18 protein-coding genes are annotated in these 18,826 nt (G+C 44.1%); 8 read left to right on the plus strand and 10 right to left on the minus strand.

What is annotated here, in order from left to right; translation table 11 throughout:
* The first annotated feature begins 102 nt into the window (after positions 1 to 102).
* The 3 genes from nhaB to L5L94_RS10835 all read left to right on the plus strand — a co-directional run bounded on the left by nhaB (position 103) and on the right by L5L94_RS10835 (position 5,100).
* A complete protein-coding gene (gene nhaB, locus L5L94_RS10825) occupies positions 103 to 1,704 on the plus strand; it encodes a sodium/proton antiporter NhaB (RefSeq protein WP_028760322.1) in 1,602 nt (533 codons plus the stop codon).
* A gap of 89 nt (positions 1,705 to 1,793) precedes the next feature.
* Entirely contained in the window at positions 1,794 to 2,321 is a 528-nt protein-coding gene (gene dsbB, locus L5L94_RS10830; RefSeq protein ID WP_263163120.1) for a disulfide bond formation protein DsbB, read from the plus strand.
* Positions 2,322 to 2,481: 160 nt separating this feature from the next.
* Positions 2,482 to 5,100, plus strand: coding sequence for a PAS domain-containing protein (locus L5L94_RS10835; protein WP_263163121.1), 2,619 nt, complete (start codon positions 2,482 to 2,484; stop codon positions 5,098 to 5,100).
* Between the two features lie 23 nt (positions 5,101 to 5,123).
* Here L5L94_RS10835 and L5L94_RS10840 read toward each other — a convergent pair whose 3' ends face one another.
* The 8 genes from L5L94_RS10840 to L5L94_RS10875 all read right to left on the minus strand — a co-directional run bounded on the left by L5L94_RS10840 (position 5,124) and on the right by L5L94_RS10875 (position 12,016).
* Entirely contained in the window at positions 5,124 to 5,486 is a 363-nt protein-coding gene (locus L5L94_RS10840) for an STAS/SEC14 domain-containing protein (protein ID WP_028760325.1), read from the minus strand.
* Between the two features lie 423 nt (positions 5,487 to 5,909).
* Positions 5,910 to 6,266, minus strand: a complete 357-nt coding sequence (locus L5L94_RS10845; RefSeq protein WP_113938764.1) for a DUF3802 family protein — start codon at positions 6,264 to 6,266, stop codon at positions 5,910 to 5,912.
* A gap of 176 nt (positions 6,267 to 6,442) precedes the next feature.
* Entirely contained in the window at positions 6,443 to 7,018 is a 576-nt protein-coding gene (locus L5L94_RS10850; protein WP_028760327.1) for a YceI family protein, read from the minus strand.
* Between the two features lie 155 nt (positions 7,019 to 7,173).
* Positions 7,174 to 7,626, minus strand: coding sequence for a YaiI/YqxD family protein (locus tag L5L94_RS10855; RefSeq protein WP_006081277.1), 453 nt, complete (start codon positions 7,624 to 7,626; stop codon positions 7,174 to 7,176).
* A 68-nt stretch (positions 7,627 to 7,694) separates the two neighbouring features.
* Positions 7,695 to 8,333 carry a pyridoxamine 5'-phosphate oxidase gene (gene pdxH, locus L5L94_RS10860; protein WP_131523902.1) on the minus strand — a complete coding sequence of 213 codons (639 nt, stop codon included), beginning with the start codon at positions 8,331 to 8,333 and terminating at the stop codon, positions 7,695 to 7,697.
* A gap of 28 nt (positions 8,334 to 8,361) precedes the next feature.
* Positions 8,362 to 9,303 (minus strand): S-adenosylmethionine decarboxylase proenzyme, encoded by a 942-nt coding sequence (locus tag L5L94_RS10865; protein ID WP_263163303.1) that lies wholly within the window; start codon positions 9,301 to 9,303, stop codon positions 8,362 to 8,364.
* 159 nt (positions 9,304 to 9,462) lie between these two features.
* The gene (gene speA / locus L5L94_RS10870) at positions 9,463 to 11,376 is read right to left on the minus strand and encodes a biosynthetic arginine decarboxylase (protein WP_028760330.1); all 1,914 of its coding nucleotides are present in this window, start codon (positions 11,374 to 11,376) and stop codon (positions 9,463 to 9,465) included.
* A 487-nt stretch (positions 11,377 to 11,863) separates the two neighbouring features.
* On the minus strand, positions 11,864 to 12,016 hold the full coding sequence (locus L5L94_RS10875) for a hypothetical protein (protein ID WP_011846564.1): 153 nt from the start codon (positions 12,014 to 12,016) through the stop codon (positions 11,864 to 11,866).
* 597 nt (positions 12,017 to 12,613) lie between these two features.
* Here L5L94_RS10875 and L5L94_RS10880 point away from each other — a divergent pair.
* From L5L94_RS10880 to L5L94_RS10900, 5 genes are all read left to right on the plus strand, one after another.
* A complete protein-coding gene (locus L5L94_RS10880) occupies positions 12,614 to 13,456 on the plus strand; it encodes a S1 RNA-binding domain-containing protein (RefSeq protein ID WP_263163124.1) in 843 nt (280 codons plus the stop codon).
* Positions 13,457 to 13,589: 133 nt separating this feature from the next.
* The gene (locus L5L94_RS10885; RefSeq protein WP_263163125.1) at positions 13,590 to 14,246 is read left to right on the plus strand and encodes a YceH family protein; all 657 of its coding nucleotides are present in this window, start codon (positions 13,590 to 13,592) and stop codon (positions 14,244 to 14,246) included.
* Positions 14,247 to 14,407: 161 nt separating this feature from the next.
* Complete coding sequence (locus tag L5L94_RS10890; protein WP_263163127.1) at positions 14,408 to 15,238, plus strand: ABC transporter permease subunit; 831 nt, start codon at positions 14,408 to 14,410, stop codon at positions 15,236 to 15,238.
* Positions 15,235 to 16,149 carry an ABC transporter ATP-binding protein gene (locus L5L94_RS10895; RefSeq protein WP_263163128.1) on the plus strand — a complete coding sequence of 305 codons (915 nt, stop codon included), beginning with the start codon at positions 15,235 to 15,237 and terminating at the stop codon, positions 16,147 to 16,149. The genes L5L94_RS10890 and L5L94_RS10895 overlap by 4 nt, the downstream gene beginning before the upstream one ends.
* A 297-nt stretch (positions 16,150 to 16,446) precedes the next feature.
* Positions 16,447 to 16,746 (plus strand): HU family DNA-binding protein, encoded by a 300-nt coding sequence (locus L5L94_RS10900; RefSeq protein WP_263163305.1) that lies wholly within the window; start codon positions 16,447 to 16,449, stop codon positions 16,744 to 16,746.
* A gap of 152 nt (positions 16,747 to 16,898) precedes the next feature.
* Here the strand turns inward: L5L94_RS10900 and bioD are convergent, their stop codons facing one another.
* Both bioD and L5L94_RS10910 read right to left on the minus strand, forming a co-directional pair.
* A complete protein-coding gene (gene bioD / locus L5L94_RS10905; protein WP_263163129.1) occupies positions 16,899 to 17,639 on the minus strand; it encodes a dethiobiotin synthase in 741 nt (246 codons plus the stop codon).
* A gap of 166 nt (positions 17,640 to 17,805) precedes the next feature.
* Entirely contained in the window at positions 17,806 to 18,765 is a 960-nt protein-coding gene (locus L5L94_RS10910) for a methyltransferase domain-containing protein (RefSeq protein WP_263163130.1), read from the minus strand.
* Positions 18,766 to 18,826 lie beyond the last annotated feature (61 nt).

An 18,826-nucleotide genomic window follows, 5' to 3' on the forward strand; every position in this document is an offset into this window, starting at 1 on the left:
ACTCATTACATTAGCTTTCTCTTTAGGCTAGACTCATTTAACTAACGCAGGTATTGATAATAATCACGTGCAATTTTTAACATAATTAGAAGAGAGGCTGCCATGCCGGCGACAATGAGTCAGGCGTTTATTGGGAACTTCTTAGGAAATTCTCCTAAGTGGTACAAAACCGCAATACTGTCATTTTTAATTATCAATCCAATACTCTTTTTCTATGTCGACCCCTTTGTGGCTGGTTGGGTATTGGTTCTAGAATTTATTTTTACCTTAGCAATGGCATTAAAATGCTATCCATTACAGCCCGGCGGATTATTGGCAATTGAAGCCGTCGCGATCGGAATGACATCGGCAAGCCAAGTCTTACATGAAATAGAAGCCAACCTCGAAGTATTATTACTCTTGGTATTTATGGTCGCTGGTATATATTTCATGAAGCAATTGCTGCTATTTGGCTTCACGAAAATCATTACTAAAGTGCGCTCTAAAATTTTAGTGTCATTAATGTTTTGTTTGGCTTCAGCCTTTTTATCAGCCTTCTTAGATGCGTTAACAGTTATTGCCGTCATTATCGCGGTCGCTGTGGGTTTCTATTCTATTTACCACAAGGTCGCTTCTGGAAAAGATTTCGGCGCTGATCACGATCATACCTCTGAAGGTAAAAATGATGATGGTGAAGATCAGTTAAACGAAGAAGAACTCAGTGCATTCCGTGGTTTCCTACGTAATCTGTTAATGCATGCGGGTGTAGGTACTGCGCTGGGCGGCGTGTGTACTATGGTGGGTGAACCACAAAACCTTATTATCGCCGCGCAAGCAAATTGGCAATTTGGTGAATTCGCCGTGCGTATGTCACCCGTTACTGTTCCTGTATTAATCTCGGGTATCTTAACTTGTTACTTAGTTGAAAAATTTGGCATTTTTGGTTATGGCGCTAAGTTGCCAACGGCCGTTCATCGGATCTTATGTGAATATGCCGCCCATGAAGATGCGCGCCGTACCAATAAAGACAACATGAAGTTAATCGTCCAAGCCTTAGTGGGTGTCTGGTTGATCGCTGGACTTGCATTGCACTTGGCCTCAGTGGGCCTAATTGGTCTTTCTGTGATTATTTTAACCACAGCCTTTAACGGCGTTACCGATGAGCATGCCCTCGGTAAAGCTTTCGAAGAAGCACTGCCTTTTACCGCGTTATTAGCTGTCTTCTTTGCGGTTGTTGGCGTGATTATCGACCAGCACTTATTCGCACCAGTGATCCAATGGGCACTGAGTTATCAAGGCAATACTCAGTTGGTGATTTTCTATATCGCCAACGGATTACTGTCTATGGTGAGTGATAACGTGTTCGTCGGCACTGTGTATATTAACGAAGTGAAAGCGGCATTGATTAACGGTCAAATCAGCCGTGATCAATTCGACTTGCTGGCCGTTGCGATTAATACTGGAACTAATTTACCTTCGGTTGCCACGCCCAATGGTCAAGCGGCGTTCTTGTTCCTACTAACCTCAGCCCTAGCACCACTTATCCGCTTATCCTATGGCAGAATGGTATGGATGGCATTGCCTTACACTATCGTGCTGTCTATCGTAGGTGTCATGGCGATTCAAACGGGTTTCTTAGAACAAGCCACCCAATATTTCTATGATTCCCAGATAATCATCCATCACAGCGCTAGTGAAGTTTTAGAGCCGATGACTGGACATTAATCTTCTTTATTGACTGAACTTTATTTAATAAGTAGAGTCCAAAAAACGCCCCATGTCTGAGGGCGTTTTTTGTTGATATGGAGCTCACTTTGACTGTAATGACTCGCTTTGCCCATTCCCGTTCATCTTGGTTTATTCTCGCAGGCACAGCCCTTGGGTTAGAAGCAGCCGCCCTGTATTTTCAATATATTATGAAACTGGAACCCTGTGTCATGTGTATTTACCAAAGACTCGCTATTTTTGGTTTATTGGCAGCAGGTCTCATTGGCATGACAGCACCCAAATATCGAATCGTCAGGATCTTAGCTGCCGTGCTCTGGGCCATCAGTGCAACTTGGGGATTAAAACTGGCCTTATCGCTCGTAGATATGCAAGCCAACCCATCCCCTTTTTCAACCTGTTCATTCTTACCTGAATTTCCAGCTTGGATGCCATTACACGAATGGTTCCCTGCCGTTATGATGCCTACTGGCATGTGTACTGATGTACCTTGGGTCTTTATGGGTGTAACGATGCCCGAATGGATGGTAGTGGCTTTCAGTGGCTTCTTAGTCGCTTGGTTACTCTTTATTGTGCCTGTCCTAAGTGGTTCAAATAAACCGTCTCTTTATAAATAACAAGTTTGAGATAAGGCAGGCATAAAACCTGCCTTTTTATTGACGATTGTATTCCACTTATCCCATTCAATCCTCGCAACTTAAACATATGCCAATAGCAAAACAGTGAGAAAGCGCTACACTGGCTCAATGAAAAGTGGTGATTTGGAAACTGGGGATTATGGGAAAAAGTTCGACATCTGAGCCACACACGCCATTAACCCAATGGCAAAACAGTTTGCCATTCAAATTTAGCCTTATTCAGCTCGTCATTGCCGCTATTTTGATTTGTAGTACAGCTTGGGTGATGCTGAGCATTCAACGCCAACAAGTTCTTGATCAGCAAGCCGTGTTAAACCAAAACTATGGCCAGTTGATTATCGCCAAACTGCAAGAGATGACTTCACAGGTTGAAACCGTAGTCGACTCTATTTCCAGTATTGCCAAACTTTACCGCTATGATCATGAGCAACTGGTGAAAACCATTCCCACGTTGCTGAAACTCGATAGTCAACAACGCATCATTTCTGGCGGCGGCGTCTGGCCGGAACCCGGCGCGTTTAATCAGCAAAAATTTCGAGATAGCCTGTTTTGGGCACACAATGTAAACGATGAATTAGTCGCCATTGATTCCTATAACAAAGACACGTTCCCAAGCTACCACACCGAAGAATGGTATCGCCCGACGCGCTATTTTCCTGCAGGTAAAATTTTCTGGTCAAAATCTTATTTCGATCCGACAACCCATGAGTCAATGATCACAGCCTCAGGCGCTATGTGGATGGACCATCAGTTTATTGGTGCCGCCACTGTGGATATCAGTTTAGAAAAGCTCAATGTGCTGTTACGCAATGCTATGATTAATGTCAGAGGCTATGTCATAGCCTTAGATCATCAAAACCAAGTACTCGCCTATCCAGATGCCAATAACGATCTTAAGCATCAAACCAATACCAATCATTCTTTCGTCACCTTCAATCATCTCGCCAGCCAACAGCCAGATTTCAGCCCCGTCGAAGTCGCATTACAGAGTGCAGATAAAGCCTTTATAGAAGCGGCGATTGCCGAGCGCGTTTTTACCCAAGAACAGATGCAGCATCTAACGAGACTAAGTCATCAAAATGAGCGTGACATGTTAGCGGCCATCGTAAATAACAATGCCTTAAATCATTTTACTGCCCCGAGATTACTGACGTCGGTAACTTTGACCCATGATCCAATCCTTAAAACGGCATCCCTCGTTTCGGTATTTCTCATGCCAAATACCTATTGGAAGGTACTTGTCGTCACCCCAATTTCACCGCTGCAAGATACCGCTAAACATTTAATCGAAAAGGTCGGCGTTTATTTAGTCTGTATTCAACTATTAGGCTTAATTCTATTATTCTTACTCCAGCACCGACTATTTATCACCCCCATTATTGAAATCGTCCAAGCCTTAAAACGTAATGATTCCGCCTCTATCGAACTCAAAGCCAATAACAGCCATGACGAAATTGGCTTATTGGCAAAAACATTCCTGTCGCGTACTCGACAGCTTGAAGTGGCAATGGCGAGCTTAGATGCGAGTAATCTGGCACTAGAACAGCAATTGCAGAGCCAAAACCTGTTTCAACTGGAGTTAAAGCGCCATAAAGAACAATTGAGGGCTTTACTTAAATTTTCTCAAAATCTCATCTATATCAAAGATCTTCACGGTAAATATATTCTCGTCAATGACAAATATTGTGAAATCTTAGGTATAGAACGCAGACGCATTATTGGCACCTCTGATTTTGAGATATTTCCCAGCCAATTTGCCCACGAGTATCAACAAAATGATCGACGTGTTCTGCATAATCATGAAGCCATAAACTTCGAAGAAGCTATTCCATCGCCCCTAGGCAATCTTATTTATATCGTGACTAAATTTAAGATCAAAGATGATGACGATACCGTTATTGCAGTCGGTGCTATCGCCTTTGATATCACCTTACAAAAAATTAAAGAGCAAGAACAAGAAAAGTTACTTTTAGGGCAAGTCGAGGCGCTTAATCACCTACAAGAACAAGTTCGCCTCAGTAATCAACATAACCATGAACTCCATCTGCTCCAAGACAAATCAACCCAATTACTTGAGAAGCATCATCAACTCAATCTCAGTCGTGAACAAAGCCAACAGCTAATGCAAAATTTTCTAGCTGAAATGATGACGCAAATTATGCATGAGCAAGATCAGCTACTCGCCAAAGTGTGCCAACTTCAGCCAATAGATAATGCTAACGACCAAAATCAGATTACCGAAATCATGGTGACTCAGGCAGATAAATTGCGACATATTGCCCAGTTATTAACGAATCATCAAAATGACATTCGGCCACTGCATCTCGCACAATTTATGCGCCATCTCTTAGGGTTGCTAAAGGTACAACTAGCTAAAACAAATGTGGAAATAGCGTTAAATTGCGAAGAAAATATCATCATTGATGGCCCTTCTTGGCAATATTTGCAGCTGTTTTATCGTCTAATCACCAACACGTTGAATCATGCATTTAAAGCTCACAATGAACAGCGTGAAATAACCATTAATATCGACAAGTCGAGTGAAGAGTTACACATCAGTATTATCGATAATGGGATAGGTATGACAGAGCCGCAACTCGCACAGTTACGGCAAGAACTAGCGCAAGAACTCTGCCTTGGAACGCTGACCTGTATAAATCTGTGGCTTAAAAATGATCTCAATGGCAGCCTTAGCATCAGTAGCCACTTGAACCAAGGCACACACATTCAATGTCGTTGGCCACTGAGTACAGGTTGAGAACCGCAATAAACAAAGGTGCGTTATTGATCTAACCATGCCTTGGCTTGGCTATGTTCATCGGCGGTAAATACCTTTACCGGACATGGCAGCATGCAGGCTAGCGCATTAACCATAGCATTTGTTTGAGTGGCATTGGCAATCATCACGACCCTTGAAAAATCACTTAAATGAAATAAACCTAATACCGCATCATCCCACAGGGCCCCAACGGATATACCTTCAAATTCAGGGGAAAACTCGTACCAAAGGCGAATGCTGGCGTGGTCTTGCAGCTTGGCTTCTATGGCGGGAACCAAATAGCCTTCAACATCCCCATGGTTAACACGGCCAGATGCGACCACAGCCAATATATCATCGGCATGACCCGAAGAAATCGTTAGCATTGAACACTCCTTATCAATACATGAAGGGAAAAATAGTTAAAGCTCATACACTAAAGATACACAGACAATGACATAAATGCGGGAAAGATGGGCTTTTTATTTTAAGCTAACACCATTTTATACATACACATTAGCAATGCAAATGACGCCAAAAGGAGCGAATCCACAGCGATAACTCGCATAACCCAGCAACAAAACTTAGTCGCAGAACTCGATGAAAAATGGTGACCATACGAAATAACATGAGGTGAAGCAAAGAGCAGATATTTACCTCACACTCAAGGCTACGACTGCTCGAGCTTAACAATAAGAGTAAGGAAACACATGGTACTCAAACGATGGTGATTTACGCTGCTAAAAAATAGTATTAGTCATGACTTACCTAAAATCATGCATTAATAAATAATCTAATTGCTATTCTGACTAAGCACTCACTTGAAGTTTAGCGATTTCTTGATCGAACAAATTCTTAATCAAACTAGAAAACTCAGTAATAAATAAAGTCTGTGCGGGAGTCGCTTTATGGTTGGCAACTGAAGCTAAAATCTCTTCTAAATCATACACAATTGCATCCACTTCACGGATAATCACATTACGTTGCGTAAAAGACAACGATGGATTTTGGCCACACACCATAATGATCTGTGCCGACAATTGCTCTTCAAATAATTCCATCACAGTATCGTCTGAAACTACCTCTGAACTTGGTGTTTCAAATAAGCCAAGATGTTCAGTTAAATACTGGACCAAATGCATGTAACCATCTTTATCTGTGACCATTTTTTACCCTTTAAACTCATTAACTTAATATCTATTGTGATGCTATTAATAGCACATCAGAAAATATCAAAGAAGCCAAAGGCTCGGCTTCTTATCAAGATCTAGCATACGCCACTTATTTAACTCTAGCCTATCTTCGATAACAGACGTATTGATCTATACCAATCTTATTGAAGTTACTGAGTTAAGGTTAGTACAAATGACACAGGAACAGCTTGACTAATACTCGATAAACCCGCAATTTCACGTAATTTATCAATCCCAGCCACAAGATCAAACTCATTGGCATTAACAATTACCGGTTGAAAACTGTTCACTAAAAGTTTGTTATCAGAAACTTTAGTGATAATCACCGAAAAAGCCTTAGTTTGCGATTTGCCGTGTAACGCAATTTTTCCATCAATATCAAAAACTTTACTCTCACCGACGCCAAGATTTTTTAGTATCTTAGGGTCTACTTGTGATGACAGTTTCAGCTCTGGATACAAAGACACTTCAAATAACAAATTTTGCATCCGCTCATCGCGGACATCAATACCCGTTGCCACACCGATTAGTGGAATTGTTAATTCAAATTGACCGTTATCTTTTAGCGTACCTTTGAGTTGTTTAAAGTGATGGACTTCACCTATATCACCTTTCTTTACCGAAATAAAACTGACTCGCGAATCTTGTTCCATCACTTGCCATTGCGCGGCACAGCTAAAACTGGCCATAGCAGATAAGGCGACAATTCCCATCCATTTTTTCATCGTATCCGTCCTTAAAGAGTGAGTTTAAAAGCCATGTCGTAAAGAAATTCGACATCCGCAACAGGCTAAAATCCTGCCCAGTTAAACGTGATCAACATCACCTAACTTAAGCTAAAGATACTCTGTTTATCCATTAGCGACCAGTAAACTATGATTCATACGCGCACTAACCATTTATCTAAGCTATTGGCAAAAGCCTGTTTATCTGCTTGAGAAAACGAATCAGGCCCGCCGGTGTGCACGCCAGAACCGCGCAAATCCTCCATAAAATCGCGCATCGTCAGCTTTTGTTTTATGTTATCGACGGTATAAAGCTCGCCACGGGGATTGAGCGCCAAGGCGCCCTTTTCAATGATTAAAGCCGCTAAGGGAATATCCGCGGTGATCACTAAATGCGTCGGTTCAACATGATCGACAATATATTGATCTGCCACATCAAATCCCGCACCGACTCGAATTTGGCTGATATAGGGAGATGGCGGTACGCGGATCATTTGATTAGCCACCAGCACCAGCGGCAGGGCTTTGCGCTCCGCCGCCCGGAACAGGATTTCTTTGATAGGATTAGGGCATGCATCCGCATCAACCCAAATTTTATAATCACTCAATGTCTTTTAACTCTGTTGTTAGGTTCACGAGCTCAGTTTTATGCCGAGCTATCGAACTATGCACCGTACTAAGGTGCTAAACGATCGATTTCCCACTCTGCATCATGGCGAGAATAAATAAAACGATCATGCAGCCTGTGTTCTCCACCCTGCCAAAATTCGATACTCGAAGGTCTCACTAAGTAACCGCCCCAAAAACTGGGTAAAGGCACATCGCCCTTGGCGAACTTAGCTTTCATTTCAAAGAATTTGCCTTCAAGTACTTGTCTGGCACTGAGTTTACTCGATTGCTGTGATACCCAAGCCGCAATTTGGCTGTCCTTAGGACGGGTCATAAAATATTTAAGTACTTCAGCGGTGGACAGCGCCTGCGCTTCACCGAGCACCGACACTTGCCGCTCTAGAGGATGCCAAGGGAAATGCAAACTGACTTTATTATTAGCAGCAATTTGCTGTGCTTTACGGCTGCCAAGGTTAGTAAAGAATACGAAACCTGTATCATCGAACCGCTTAAGTAATACTATTCGTTGAAAAGGTTGGCCGTGCTCATCTACAGTCGCCACACACATGGCGGTGGGATCGCTAAGCTCCGCATCCCTCGCCTGCGTCATCCACAATTCAAACAAGTCCATCGGGTTTTGCGGTAAGTCAGCACGTCTTAAGCCGCCTTTGGCATACTCGCGGCGGATGTCACTGAGATCTGTCATGGGGTTTCCTTAAGCAAACGTCAAAAATTCACATGAGTTCAGGGATCAGCACTTCAGCCTGAAGCTGCTGATAGTGGCTAAAACCAATGTCATAACCTTGCTCGGTCGTTAATGAACACCGCCCTAAGCATAAATGGGCAGGAAATCCCTGCGTTGAGTCGTCGGTATTAAAGCGGATTGTGTCCCAACTGACAGGAGCAAACAAGGTTAATAGACGCCCCAATAGATCTTGCGGATACTGCGCTAAATCCAGATTCGTTTCAAAGCTCACATAGGAGCTAGCGCACGCATTCTCGCTTTGAGGCGTAATATGCAAAGTAACATAATATTTGCCCCAAATACCGTTCATCGAAAAGCCTGATGGATCAAATAAATGGGCGTCAATCTCAAATTCAGGGAGTAAATCGTTAAGTTCGAGTGCAGTGCAAATCTCATCTTTACTCTGCGAGCCGCCATTAAGATAGTCGGCAAATTCGCCACGAATGTGATACATCAACAGCTCACTAGTTTGATCATCCTTTGGTGCTCGATAATCACTGTCAGAGCAGAAAAAATAGTGATGATGGCTGTCGAGATGGCCTACTCGAAAGGCTTTACCGGTGATACGTTGGCGCAATTTGCCAATATCCTCGGCAAAACTCGTGGTTTGCAGATGAGCTTGGTATTCGTTTTTACGCTGATAACTCACCAATGCCATGGCAGGCACGCCAAGCGCGCCGATAAAGTAACAAGCGGCGTCCACTAAGGTACTGTTACCACAGGTGAGCATGACAAATCTGTCGTGCCATACAAACAAGCTGGATTCACTCAACAAATAGGCATCGCAGTCCGTATTACTTAGCTGCGACAGTATCTCGGCGTGGGCACAGTTAACTAAGGCAGACCAAAAACTCACATCGAGTTCGCGTAAATTCGGCGTAGACGCCGTCACGATAATCTCGAGTTTTTTTTCTGAACCTTCGAAAAACATCAACCCTTTGACCTCATGATCGTCACTCATCCTTTACTTGATCCTAGAACAACGCGATTTTACACGACTAAAACGGCAATAAAAGCGAAAAATCTGTCCTTATAAAAACAAAAATCAGCCGAGGTTACCCAAGGCTGATTTATTTTAACACGCTAGAAATTAAGAAAAATCTTCTAAATAGGTATAGCCTTTCAGCCCTAGTTGCAATTCTTCTAAAATTTGTGCGCGTTCACCTTCGGCGATATGCAGATTCACTAACTCTTCATAAGTGCGCATAAAGGCCACCGCATCTAAGTTAACGTAACGCAATACGTCAGCAACCGTGTCACCCGCCAATACCGATTCGATGTTAGTCACACCATTATCTTCGATGCGAACCACTGCTGAGTTTGTATCACCAAACAGGTTATGCATATCACCCAAGATTTCTTGGTATGCACCCACAAGGAAGAAACCAATCAGGTACGGGCTATCCGCACTCCATGCTGGCACTGGCAGTGTGGTTTCAATCCCTTGACCATCAACGTATTGATCGACAATACCGTCAGAGTCACAGGTGATATCGAGCATGACAGCACGGCGTTCAGGGGCTTTATCTAGGCCCGATAACGGCAATACTGGGAACACTTGGTCAATACCCCAAGCATCCGGTAATGACTGGAATAATGAGAAGTTAACAAAGAACTTATCGGCTAACTTTTCATTGAGTTCATCAATGATAGGTCTGTGATAACGGTTTTTCGCACTCAATAGCCCTTGCACTTCATGACACACGCGCAGGTTAGCTTGCTCAGCCCACGCACGCTCCGCTAAGGTCAATTGACCTAAAGCGAATAGCGAATGCGCTTCTTGTAAGTCACTTTGGCTATCGTGGTAAATCTCAATCAAAGCACGTTGATCGGCGCGGCCGCTGATCTCAGACCATGAATGCCACATGTTATGCAATAACTGTGGTGAATCTTCCGCAGGCGGTTGAATATCTTCAGGCTGATAAGCTTCAGTACCGATAACATCGGTGATAAGCACTGCATGGTGCGCCGTTAAGTAACGACCCGATTCTGAAATAATACGTGGCATTGGTTGCTCGTACTCATTACAGATGTCGGTCAATACGTTAACTATGTTGTTGGCGTATTCGGTCAGGCCATAGTTCATCGAGTTATTACTTTGGCTACGAGTGCCATCGTAATCCACTGCTAAACCACCACCGACGTCAAAGCAGTTAACGCTTGCGCCTAATTCACGTAATTCACAGTAGAAACGACCCGCTTCACTCACACCTTGGCGAATATCACGGATATTAGCGATTTGCGAACCTAAGTGGAAATGCAGCAATTGCAGCGAATCCAGCATATCGTGTTGCTTAAGTTGCTCTACAACCAACAAAATTTGCGCAGCAGATAAACCGAACTTAGATTTTTCACCGCCGCTCGCCTGCCACTTGCCTTTGCCTTGGAACGCTAAACGTGCACGTAGACCTAAACGCGGTGTCACACCCAGACGTTTAGATTCAGCTAACACCATTTTCAGTTCAGACAGTTTTTCTAAAACGATGTAAACCTTGTGGCCTAACTTTTCACCAATCAGTGCTAAACGGATATATTCATTATCTTTATAACCATTACATACAATGACTGAACTGGCTTTTTGCGCCATGGCTAACACAGCCATCAGCTCAGGCTTACTGCCTGCTTCTAAACCCAGTTGTGGTACTTCTTTTGATGCCTGACTCGCCAGGATCTCTTCCACCACAGTTTGCTGTTGGTTTACTTTAATCGGGTAAACCAGCAAATAGTCCGCCTGATACTCGTACTTCTGTATCGCTTGGTCGAATGCTTGGCACAAACTGTTCACTCTGTGGTGCAGGATCTGCGGAAAACGAACTAGTACAGGTAAAGCGACTCCCGCCTTAACCATGTCTTTGGCTAGCTCATTTAAGCCAATCTTGTAATCAGGATTTTTGGGGTCCGGTGACACAGTCACCTCACCTTGATCGCTAATCCCATAAAAACCTTGGCTCCAGTGAGTAACATTGTACCCAGCACGAGCATCATCAATAGACCAATCATTCATTATTATTTAGCCCGTCTATTAAAAAATGGGTTAAACGGTTATGGCTTAATAGCACAACCGCCCGTTCGACAAACCCAGGCAAAGGGACACCTTACCTGACATACACGAAGGTAAATTTTACCTTCTCCTTAATGCCGCAACGTCACGCTAGTGTAAGTGACATTGCTGCGATTTTCATTAATAGCGCAAGAGACAACTCATCTTAGCGCAATACATCGTATCATATTGAAGGGAAAGCTTATTCCCTTACCTCAGTAAAGCTATCTTTACTTGCCTCGCTTGCATTTATCCTCAGGCTAAAGGGCGCAAATACCGCCAAAAAGCCAAATAAGATCCTGAGTCGCATCCTTAAAACATCATGCTAATAAGTAGCTTAAAGACGTTCGAAAGAGGTTAAGACCTTCAGAAACAGATAACACAAGTAGAAAACGAAAACCGATAACACTGAACTAGCGAAAACGCCAAACCAGCTTATCGCTAGGCAAGATTATTTTAACAGGGGACTATTGGCTTCTTCGCGGCCAGAATTGATGCGGATCAACGTGAGATGCTTAAGGCCAGTATCATCGTATGGTACGACAATCGAGCGTTGGCATTGTGACACTTTTAGGCAAAGTGCAAAAAATGGATGCTTGTGCATTAGCTAATAAAAACCCTCTTAACCCCATGTAAATCGATATGTTGTCAATTACACGGTTAATGACTGGTGAACCATAAAACCTTTATTACTCACGTAATATTTGTAATGTCTGCAACGAGCGGAATCGTTGAACGGCGCAATTAAACCGCGCAATGTCACAGAATGCAAGCAAGAATCTCATTTAATCTTTTGCATTAAAATATAATAAACACTTGCTTAACAACCACCCGCCACCCATTGGTTTTAAATAGAGTAATATTAGTTAGTTAACCCATAAACGTCGTACAAGTCTGTTCAATATTTTTTATATCACCTTTGTCACTTTTATTGACATTTACCCCTGCAAATATCCCTGATTTTTGTGTGTCACTCAAGTGATGCACATTTGCCAACATTAAGCAAAGCCAAACAACCAATATCACAGCGCCAAACCCGCCACAAATCAGTGGTTCCTCCGAGACACAATGCGTGATCAAGCCTTCGCTGAGTGACGGCCCACACACGCTAAAATAAAGCTCAAAGACAATAATGCTGCAGTTTCAGCACCGAAGTGTATAATCGCAACCGAATCACATTCCATTATGCACAGAGAGATCCATGGTACAGATAGGTAAAACCTGCAAACTTGAGGTTGTAAAACAAGTCAGCTTTGGCGTGTATTTAAACGCCCACGAATTAGGGCAAGTACTGCTGCCAAACAAAGTCACCCCAAAAGACTGCCAAGTCGGTGATCTGCTTGACGTGTTTCTGTATCTAGATTCTGAAGATATCGTGATTGCTACCACGCGCCGTCCATTGGCACAGTTAGGCGAATTTGCCTATTTAAAAGCCGTTGCAACCGGCCCTTATGGCGCCTTTTTAGACTGGGGCTTAGATAAAGATTTATTACTGCCCTTCGGTGAGCAACATAAGCCTATCGAAGAAGGCCGTTCATACTTGGTCTATGTACACGCTAACCGCGCCGATGAACGCATCATGGCCTCATCAAAAATCGATAAGTTCCTCGATAAGACAGAGCCAGACTACACAGTGGGTGAGCAGGTCGATTTATATATCGGCGGCACCACAGATTTAGGCTACAAAGCCATTATTAATCATGCCCATTGGGGCGTGATTTACGAAAACGAAGTGTTCCAAAAACTGCGTTTCGGCCAAAGACTCAAAGGTTTCATCAAACAAGTGCGCCGAGATGGCAAAATCGATCTTGTGCTGCAACAAGGCAGTAAACAAGAATTAGATAAGCACGCCTACATCATTTTGATCAAACTCAAACAGGCTGGCGGCTTCTTAGCCCTGACCGATAAAACCGATGCTGAAATCATTTACGATCAGCTTGGTATGAGTAAAAAAGCCTTCAAAAAAGCCATAGGTGGCTTGTTTAAGAATGGCCAACTGAGCATAGATAATGATGGTCTGCGTTTAACTGAAACAGCAGAATAATCAACTCTATTCAGGACTTAGCGTTAAAATTGTACAGTTTACCGCCACTAAGACAGAGTTTGACTGACAACTCCTAGGATATTAAGCATGGCTCTGTTATAAACAAAGCCATGCTTTTTTCTTTGGAGCTTATATGGAACTCACGTTACACGAAGCCAGAGTCATCGGATGCCTGCTTGAGAAAGAAATCACCACCCCCGAGCAATATCCACTCTCGCTAAACTCTTTGACCTTAGCCTGCAATCAAAAAACCAGCCGCGAGCCCGTACTCGAACTCAGTGAAACCCAAGTGCAAATCGCCGTTGATTCCCTAAATCGGAAACGTTTGATCAGCGAACAGTCGGGATTCGGCAGCCGCGTTGTTAAATACAAACACAGATTCTGCAATACCGAATTCAGCGAACTTCAACTGTCCCCCGCCGCACTCGCCATCGTCTGTTTGTTACTATTACGCGGCCCACAAACACCGGGAGAACTACGGACCCGCAGCAATCGCCTACACGAATTTAAAGACGTGATCGACGTGGAAGATTGCATCCGTCAATTAATGAGCCGTGAAAAGCCCTTCTTAAAACAATTACCCAGAGAAGCTGGTCGCCGTGAATCCCGTTATGTGGAATTATTCTCTGCCGCCTCATCGCAACTCGAAACTGCGAGCCAAACCGTCGCCCATGTCGCTGTGTCTGTAGACGCAGAGCCGCTTGAATTAGTGAACAGAGTGACAGAGCTTGAACAACAAGTCGCCGAACTGACGCAAAAGCTCGATGAATTAATCGCCTCATTGAGCTAATTAGCGATAGATAATGACTGATAAATACCGATGGATAATAAGTGCTATGTGAGCAACATGGCACTTATAGACCAATCCACTGTCTACCCAAGGGTGAGAAACTTAACCGCGCCAAGCACCATAGCCCCTGAACCTAGCGCAAAAAAGAATAGAGACAGCACATGACCAATAATCCACCCAGCAGTTTCAACAACATATTTATTATCGCCATGTTTGAACTGCGCAAATTTTTATTTAATACCCGCGGGATCATCGCCTTGGTCGCCTTTGGTTTAGTTTGGGGTGTACTTCTGCTTTACCCCATTCAAAGTGCATCGGCCATGTTATTGCAGCCCAATGTAAAAGATATCATCGACAGCTTATTTGGTGCCAATACCCTCAATGTGCTCTTTGAGTGGCCCGTGGCCGAAATGGCAGTGTTTTGGTGTTTTGCGCTGTATTTGTTTCCACTGTTCAGTATTCTTATCGCCGCCGATCAGTTCTCATCGGATAAAACCCGCGGCACGCTGCGCTTCTTAACCATACGCACTAGCCGTGATAGCTTATTGTTCGGGCGTTTTCTCGGCCAAATCCTGATCCAAGGTCTACTGATCCTATTAACGATTATCGCCACTGTCGCCCTTGCGCTCAGCCGCGACAGCCAACTGTTTTTATCTGCGTTAACGTCTGGCGCCTTAGTGGGCCTTAACCTCATCATAGTGATCTTGCCCTACACGGCTGTGATGACTTTATTGTCCCTGTATGCACGCACGGCACGCCAAGCTATGGTGTTTGCCACCATTTTATGGACAGTGATTTCCATCACTATCGTGGTGTTAGCGAATCAATCTAGCCTACTCGCACAACTCCAGTGGGTATTACCCGGTGCTCAACTGTCGGACATGCTCAATACCAATGGACTCAATAGCTTAGTCTATGCCCCAATTCCACTGTTACAAACCGCTGTGGCCCTCTTGCTCGGCAGAATTTATATGCAAAGGAGCTCGCTATGAGTCTGATCCAATGCCAAGGGCTATCGAAGCTTTACGGCAGCAAAAAGGCGCTGAATAATGTGAGTTTCAGTCTTGAAGCGGGTGCCCCCATCGCCCTTGTCGGTCCCAATGGCGCGGGTAAAACCACGCTTTTTAGCCTGTTATGCGGCTATTTATCACCCAGCTCTGGAACCATAACCCTACTCGGTGAAGCCCCCAATAGCCCTAAACTCTTAGGCAAGATTGCCGCTTTACCCCAAGATGCAGTGCTCGATCCCAACTTGACGATTGTCAGCCAGTTAATATTTTTCGCTCGCCTGCAGGGCATGAACGTGGAGCAAGCAAAGCAAGAGGCACTGCGCGTGTTGGCCTTGGTCGATCTAATTGATGTTGCCGAACAAAAACCGCCTAGCCTTAGCCACGGTATGAGTAAACGTGTATCGATTGCGCAGGCGCTGATTGGCTCGCCAGAATTAGTATTATTAGATGAACCGACGGCGGGACTCGACCCTGCCAATGCAAAAAAAGTCCGTGAACTGGTCAAAGCCTTATCACCCACCACGACCTTTATGATCAGCTCGCATAATCTCGATGAGCTCGAAAAGCTGTGCGATCAAGTGTTGTATTTAGATAAAGGCCAACTGAGTCAAGCTGTGTCAATGCATGCGTCGACTGACAGCGATTACCTGACGTTAACCATGCAAAACTGTGACAGCGATGCACTGCAAGCGGAAGTGGCAAAACTGGCGGGAGTGGTGAACATTAGCTCAAAACAAAGCAATGTGTTTATTATCCAGCTAGACGACACAAATACAGAAAAAGCGCACAACAATGATATTGAGATGCGCCTATTCGCCCTCTTCAATCAGCATCAATGGCAATACAAGATGCTGCTGAAAGGTCGCACTCTGGAAGAAACACTCTTTTCATAGGCAAGCGTTAAAAGGGATTTCTCATCACCCAACGGTTGAATAGTGTTCAATCCATAGCCTAAGCGCAATACGCCTTGCGCTTAGGCCTTTTAACTAAGGTTTTAAACTAAGGCAGTCAATTCACCCAATACAATCAGCCCGCCACTCAACCCGACAAACTTGTACTTACTTTAGCAACACACAATCACCAAAAGCTTCACAAGCCTGTCAATAAACCACCAATCAACCGCGCTGAGCTTGCTATGGCTTTCAATCTCGGGACGAGCTTGTTATAACTCCCCTTCGATTGAACCTAAGCTGACTTCAGAGGTTTCTATGAACAAAGCACAACTTATCCAACGTATTGCCGCCGAGCTCAATGCATCGCAAGCGAGCACTAAACCTGTGGTTGAGCAGATACAGCAACAGATCCACGTCGCCTTGAGCGAAGGCGAGAAAATTTTCCTGCCACAATTTGGCACCTTTGAACTCAGATACCATGTCGCTAAAACAGGGCGTAATCCACAAACGGGCAAAGCCATAGAAATCGACGGTTACAATCAGCCCAGTTTTAAAGCCTCAACCGCATTGAAGCAGAAAATCAATAGCGGCGCTTAGCTTTAATGTGCAGGCACTATTTTGCGAGATTTTGCGAACATTAGTCAGCAGCCTTGATAGAAATGAGCCTCAACATAATTTGAGGCTCATTTTTTATCAAAAGAAAAATAACCGTTCCGCTTAGGGGAAAGCCTTAAACAATTAAGTAGTCGCTAAGTATTGCTCTCCTCACCTTGATAAAGTGGCGCAATATCGACATAGTCAGCAGCGTTTTCAGCACTTGGATCCTCGAGAAATGGCACACAACCGAGGAAAGGTGCTGTCATCATCTCTTTAAGGCTCGTCAGATTCTCCTCAAACATACTCATATTCGGGTCGACACGATTAGCAACCCAGCCTGCAATCTTAAGCCCATCGGCCAATATCGCCTCTTGAGTCAGCAATGCATGATTTAAGCAGCCGAGTTTCATGCCAACCACGAGTATCACTGGCAGTTCTAATCTCTGTACGACTTCCGAAAGATACCTGCCATCACCTAAGGGTAAACGCCAGCCTCCCGCGCCCTCAATCAAGCAAAAATCCGCTTGAGCAAATGCCACTAAATCTAAACTTTCAATGATAGCTTCAGGTGCTAAACTCACGCCCACTTGGGCGGCGGCAATGTGCGGTGCAATCGCAGGTTCGAAGGAAAAAGGATTGATGACGGAATAGGCCAGTTTTAGTGAAGATGACGTCATCAGCTGTAACGCATCGGCATTACGCAATCCTTCAGAGGTTTGCGCGCAGCCCGAGGCGATGGGTTTAACACCTAAAGTCAACATAGTGTTAGCTGCAAGAATACTCACAGCAGAGTCAGCATTGGCTATGAGCCCTAAACGATTCACAGCGGTTAATAATGCCGCCGAAACCAAAGTCTTACCGCTATCGGTATCTGTACCTGTTACAAAATACATATTAGATCCTTATCTGTTGCTATGAGTTCTGCTTTGTTAAGCCCACTCTCCATAAGCTAAATGTCCATATAGCTAACGATCTCTATACGTAATGTTAAAAATCCAACGTTTTCTAGATATTAGTGCTAATTGATAATGCCATGACTAAAGGCATAATATGTGAACTTTAAAACCCACGCCGAGCACGTATTTGAACTATCTGGTAGGTTAAAGGCAAACCTTGGGGTAAACGTAGCAATTCAGCTTTGGCCTGCATGGCCTGCCAATCTTGACGACCACGCAGCCGTGGAGTGAATTCTGAAGCACTCACTGTTGAACCTGAAACCCGAGTTTTTGAACTGGCGACATGTACAGAAGCCCCCACACCTTTAATTGAATAGAGTAGTGCCTTAAGAGTGTCAAAATACACTGTCATAGGGACGAGTTGCACTTCAAGTAATTGCCATGTATCGAGTTTAAATGCAGCTTTTAGCACCTTCAGCGTCGAAAAGTCATTCACTCTTAACCCTAATTCAGCTAATTGATTCAAACTACCCTGCGCTACTAGGCTCAAATGACACTCACCGTTCGGCTTAAGTACCCGCGCCATTTCGGCTACCGCAGCAGGAAAATCAGCACACCATTGCAGGGCTAGATTAGAGTAAATAACATCCATGCAGCCATTGGTAAAAGGTAAACACTGCGCATCGGCACATACGCCGAGATAATCGGGATAAGACTGTTTTAGCTTTTGCAGCATGCCAAGGGCAATATCCACGGCAAATACAGTTGTGGATGAATTTTGCGTAGAGAGATCCGCTGGTTGAGACACACTGTGATACCCAGAAAAATCCGTGCCAGGGCCTGCCCCTATGTCTAACAGATAACCTGCTGCCGAAAACTCACTAAGTAAACTGGCAGCGCTCAGGCGTTGTAATTGATTATGATCTTGGTAACTATGGGCCGCTGCGGAAAAACGTTCAGCAATTTGAGTCCCGTGCACATTGGACACAGTCCCCGCGAGAACGCCCCCATAAGAAACGCCCGCATTAAGCTCACTCAACTTAAGATCGCAAGCTATAAACTTGTTTGACTCATGAGCAGGCTCGCTACAGCTTGGATCACTAGACTTTATCAGGCTTGGCATTTTAACTAACACTCAACCATAAAAACTTAACATTCAATAAAATAACGCGATCTATAGGGTA

The sequence above is a fragment of the Shewanella sp. SM21 genome (assembly GCF_025654335.1).
GTDB lineage: Bacteria > Pseudomonadota > Gammaproteobacteria > Enterobacterales > Shewanellaceae > Shewanella > Shewanella oncorhynchi.